The sequence below is a fragment of the Mesorhizobium sp. genome (assembly GCF_005063415.1).
Lineage (GTDB): Bacteria > Pseudomonadota > Alphaproteobacteria > Rhizobiales > Rhizobiaceae > Mesorhizobium.
The window spans coordinates 1-3,893 of record NZ_SUEG01000160.1 but is presented as its reverse complement, the minus strand read 5'-3'; the positions used below and the strand labels follow the sequence as shown (position 1 = coordinate 3,893).

Annotated in this window: 4 protein-coding genes and 1 pseudogene; 2 read left to right on the top strand and 3 right to left on the bottom strand. The window is 61.4% G+C overall.

Translation table 11 applies throughout. The features are described from left to right. Positions 1 to 1,019, top strand: a pseudogene (locus E5W70_RS27305) (translational GTPase TypA); the annotation flags it as partial. Between the two features lie 57 nt (positions 1,020 to 1,076). Here E5W70_RS27305 and E5W70_RS27300 read toward each other — a convergent pair. Then, entirely contained in the window at positions 1,077 to 1,703 is a 627-nt protein-coding gene (locus E5W70_RS27300) for a DUF1062 domain-containing protein (RefSeq protein WP_292664326.1), read from the bottom strand. Positions 1,704 to 2,098: 395 nt separating this feature from the next. On the opposite strand from E5W70_RS27300, the gene E5W70_RS27295 reads away from it, so the two are divergent. Continuing rightward, positions 2,099 to 2,713: a LysE family translocator gene (locus E5W70_RS27295; protein ID WP_292664324.1), complete on the top strand. Its 615-nt coding sequence runs from the start codon at positions 2,099 to 2,101 to the stop codon at positions 2,711 to 2,713. Between the two features lie 7 nt (positions 2,714 to 2,720). Here the strand turns inward: E5W70_RS27295 and E5W70_RS27290 are convergent, their stop codons facing one another. Beyond that, positions 2,721 to 3,044 (bottom strand): hypothetical protein, encoded by a 324-nt coding sequence (locus E5W70_RS27290; RefSeq protein ID WP_292664322.1) that lies wholly within the window; start codon positions 3,042 to 3,044, stop codon positions 2,721 to 2,723. A 134-nt stretch (positions 3,045 to 3,178) separates the two neighbouring features. After that, a complete protein-coding gene (locus E5W70_RS27285; protein WP_292664321.1) occupies positions 3,179 to 3,742 on the bottom strand; it encodes a peroxidase-related enzyme in 564 nt (187 codons plus the stop codon). Between the last annotated feature and the right edge of the window lie 151 nt (positions 3,743 to 3,893).

Here is a 3,893-nt window from a genome sequence, read left to right as displayed (position 1 = left end):
ACATCGTCGCCATCGCCGGCTTGTCGAAAGGCACTGTCGCCGACACGTTCTGCGACCTGTCGGTGACCGAGCCGCTGCACGCGCAGCCGATCGATCCGCCGACAGTGACGATGTCGTTCCTGGTCAACGATTCACCGCTGGCCGGCACCGAGGGCGACAAGGTGACCAGCCGCGTCATCCGCGACCGCCTGCTGCGCGAGGCCGAAGGCAATGTCGCGCTGAAGATCGAGGAATCGCCCGACAAGGATTCGTTCTTCGTCTCCGGCCGCGGCGAATTGCAGCTGGCCGTGCTGATCGAGACGATGCGCCGCGAAGGTTTTGAGATCGCCGTGTCGCGGCCGCGCGTCGTCATGCAGAAGGGCGATAACGGCGAATTGCTGGAGCCGGTCGAGGAAGTCGTCATCGACGTCGACGAGGAGCATGCCGGCGTCGTCGTGCAAAAGATGTCGGAGCGCAAGGCCGAGATGGTCGAGCTGCGTCCTTCGGGCGGCAATCGCCAGCGCATCGTCTTCCACGCGCCGACGCGCGGCCTGATCGGCTACCAGTCGGAGCTGCTGACCGACACGCGCGGCACTGCTGTCATGAACCGGCTGTTCCATGCCTATGAGCCTTACAAGGGCGAATTGCCGGGCCGCACCAACGGCGTGCTGATCTCCAACGAACAGGGTGAATCGGTGGCTTACGCCATGTGGAACCTGGAAGACCGCGGCCCGATGGTCATCGACCCCGGCGTCAAGGTCTATCAGGGCATGATCATCGGCATCCATTCCAGAGACAACGACCTCGAAGTGAACGTGCTGAAGGGCAAGAAGCTGACCAACATCCGCGCCGCCGGCAAGGACGAGGCGGTGAAGCTGACGCCGCCGATCCGCATGACGCTGGAACGCGCGCTGGCCTGGATCCAGGACGACGAGCTGGTCGAAGTGACGCCGAAGACCATCCGCCTGCGCAAGCTCTATCTCGACCCGAACGAGCGCAAGCGTTTTGAGAAGTCGGCGAAAGTGGTCGGCGCGGCATAAGCCACTTTTCTCAGCAATTATGAGGGAGGGAGCACGTGCGTGCTTCCTCCCTTTATCTTATCCGCCGGCAGCCGCGATAATGCCGTCCCGGTCTGGTTCGCCAGACAGGTGGATGCGGATCGCCGTTTCCGCCCGGGCTGGCCTGCGCAAGGCTTTGGCCCCGTCCGGACCAACCACCAGCAATCGCTTCTCTTCCCAAACCTGTAGCCGCGAGCGCGGGACACCGAGTTCGCTGGCCAGCAACCGGTCGAGCCGCAAGGCTGTCGGCATTTCGAGGCCGAGCTGAAGTTCGAGAGTGCTGATGTTTTCCGGCCTGTCCCCGAGCACCTGCTTATGAACGGCGGCTTCAGGAAACTCCTCAACGCGCCCGATCCTGCTTCGCAGTGCGGCAACATCGAAAGCATGGCGCCGCGCCAGGACCGGATCGTTGCTTTCGAGCGCCTGCAATATTGCCGGTTCAATATCGCGGCGGCTGCAGCGCTCCAGAATGCCGAAATTCCAGGAATTGTCGCAGTCGATGCAGCGGTAGATCAACCAGGCGTCAATGCGCTTGCCATTGGCATTGACCCGGAATTTGCCGCTGCAGCGATAGGCTTTCAGGCCGCCGCAGCGATTGCAGTTGAGGTGAGGTCGAGGTGCGGTTTTGGGCGCGATCGCCCAGCGGATACGCAGTATCGAAGGCATGCCGAAAAGCCCTTCCCGCCGGGAAGTTCGTCAGATCGGCGATGTCGAGATACCCATGCGGGCACGGCGTGGCGAGAGACTGCGGCAGTTGAAATCAGGTGTCGCGGGTGGTTATGCGCGACAGCGGTTCAGCAGTGCCAAACCGGTCTCGAACCGCCACCCTGAGGAACACATGATGTGAAAACAGGCACCGCGACTGCGACGCCCTGCTCTGTGCTGGGGGAGTTGACGAGACCGGCGGTTACGTAGGCAAAATGAAGCTCGAAATGATGTCGGGACGATATTTCTAGCCGCGAGGCGCCTGGCCGACAAGCCTTCTTTCGGTGGACGCTACCGTCGCCGGAACAGTTGGGTTATGTTGAACGACCCAAAAATTTCAAAACGAGATCCGCGTCATGCATTTCACGTCGCTGCTGATTTTTGCCGGCGCCCTGCTTGTTGCCGCCGGCTCGCCCGGCCCATCGATCGCCGCTCTTGTGGCGCGGGTCATCGCAAAGGGGTTTCGCGACGTGTTTCCGTTCCTGGTTGCCATGTGGATCGGCGAAGCGATCTGGCTGTCACTGGCGGTGTTCGGCCTCGCCGTGGTGGCGCAGACGTTCCACTTCGCCTTTGTCGTCGTGAAATGGGTTGGCGTCGTCTATCTCGCCTGGCTTGCCTGGAAGATGTGGACGGCACCGGTCGAGGCCAAGGAAGGCACGCTGCCGCGCGAAGATTCGCCCGTCAGACTGTTCTTTGCCGGCATGGCGGTGACGCTCGGCAACCCCAAGATCATGATGTTCTATCTGGCGCTGCTGCCGACCATCATCGATCTCGGCTCAGTCAGCGTGATCGGCTGGGTCGAGCTGACGGCGACCATGGCCGTGGTCCTGGTCGCCATCGATTTGACATGGGTGCTCGCCGCATCGCAGGCGCGCAAGCTCTTGAGGAGCAAGCGGGCGATGAAGATCGCCAACCGCGTCAGCGCCGGCACCATGGCCGGCGCTGCGGCGGCGATCGCCGCGCGGTCTTGAGCCGACGTCAACCCATTTCGATTATCGGTGCGATCTCGATGCTAAAGGCTGGGTCGGTCAAGATAGGGCAATCCTTGGCCTTGCCGACGGCATCATCGATGTCTTTCGCTTCGACGATGGTGTAACCGGCGGTCGGATTGCTGCCGCCATTGTTCTCGACCTTGCCGCCAGGCAGTACGGTCTTCGACTTGCCGACTGGATTGCCACCGTCGACCACGGCTGAGCCAAGCTTGCCGTACCAGCCGTTCCAGGCATCCATCGCTGCCTTCCGTTCGGCCTCCTCGGTCGGCATCTTGCCCGAGCCGTGATAGACGTAGAGAAATTTCGCCATGTTCTCCTCCTCTGATCGGCGGCATCGAACCGGCATGCGGTCATGCCGCATGCCGATCATCGGACCAAACCGGCAAACAAGCAACGAGAATGCGAAGTAGCTAATATAATAGGCGGTTGGCTCGCAACGGCGCCCTATCGCGCCATCGCGTGGTATTCATCGTTCGGCCGCATGTCGATTGCCGATGCCAGCCGGTTCGACATGTTGAAGAACGCCGCGGTCGAGGCGACGTCCCAGATGTCGCGGTCGGAAAAGCCGACTTGCCGCAGCGCCTCCCGGTCCGCTTCGACGATCTTTGCCGGCTGTTCGGTCAGCTTCACCGCGAATTCGAGCATGGCGCGTTGCCTGTCCGACAGCTCGGCGGCGCGAAAATTCATCACCATCATCTCGCCGAGGGCCGGGTCGCCGGAAAGCTGGCGCACCGCCGCGCCATGCGCGACCAGGCAATAGTAGCAATGGTTGACCGACGAGACGGCCACCGCGATCATCTCGCGCTCGAGTTTCGACAGGCCGGATTCACCCAGCATCAAATCATTGTACATGTCGGTGAAAGCGCGCAGCTTCTTCTCGTCGAAGGCATAGGCGAGCAGCACATTGGGAACGAGGCCGAGCTTCTCCCGGCATTTGGCGAAATAAGCCTTGGTCGCGTCGCTCAGCTCCGCCGGTGCCAGGTCAAGCGCGGTGATTTTGTCCGTCATGGCGGATTTCTCCTCGTTTTTCGCTAGGCTGCCGGTGAATTCCGACATTTCGTCGCAAGCCGTCAAACCTTTGTCGCCAAATACCCGTCTTCTGCTACGATAGTTGTAAAAACATGACGGGAGGGAATTAGCTCATGGCCGGCCTGAAATC

What these genes read in the sequence shown, in the direction of transcription:
- E5W70_RS27285 (WP_292664321.1), bottom strand. Translation starts at nt 3,742, where the DNA reads ATGACGGACAAAATCACCGCGCTTGACCTGGCACCGGCGGAGCTGAGC.
- E5W70_RS27295 (WP_292664324.1), top strand. Translation starts at nt 2,099, where the DNA reads ATGCATTTCACGTCGCTGCTGATTTTTGCCGGCGCCCTGCTTGTTGCC.
- E5W70_RS27300 (WP_292664326.1), bottom strand. Translation starts at nt 1,703, where the DNA reads ATGCCTTCGATACTGCGTATCCGCTGGGCGATCGCGCCCAAAACCGCA.
- E5W70_RS27290 (WP_292664322.1), bottom strand. Translation starts at nt 3,044, where the DNA reads ATGGCGAAATTTCTCTACGTCTATCACGGCTCGGGCAAGATGCCGACC.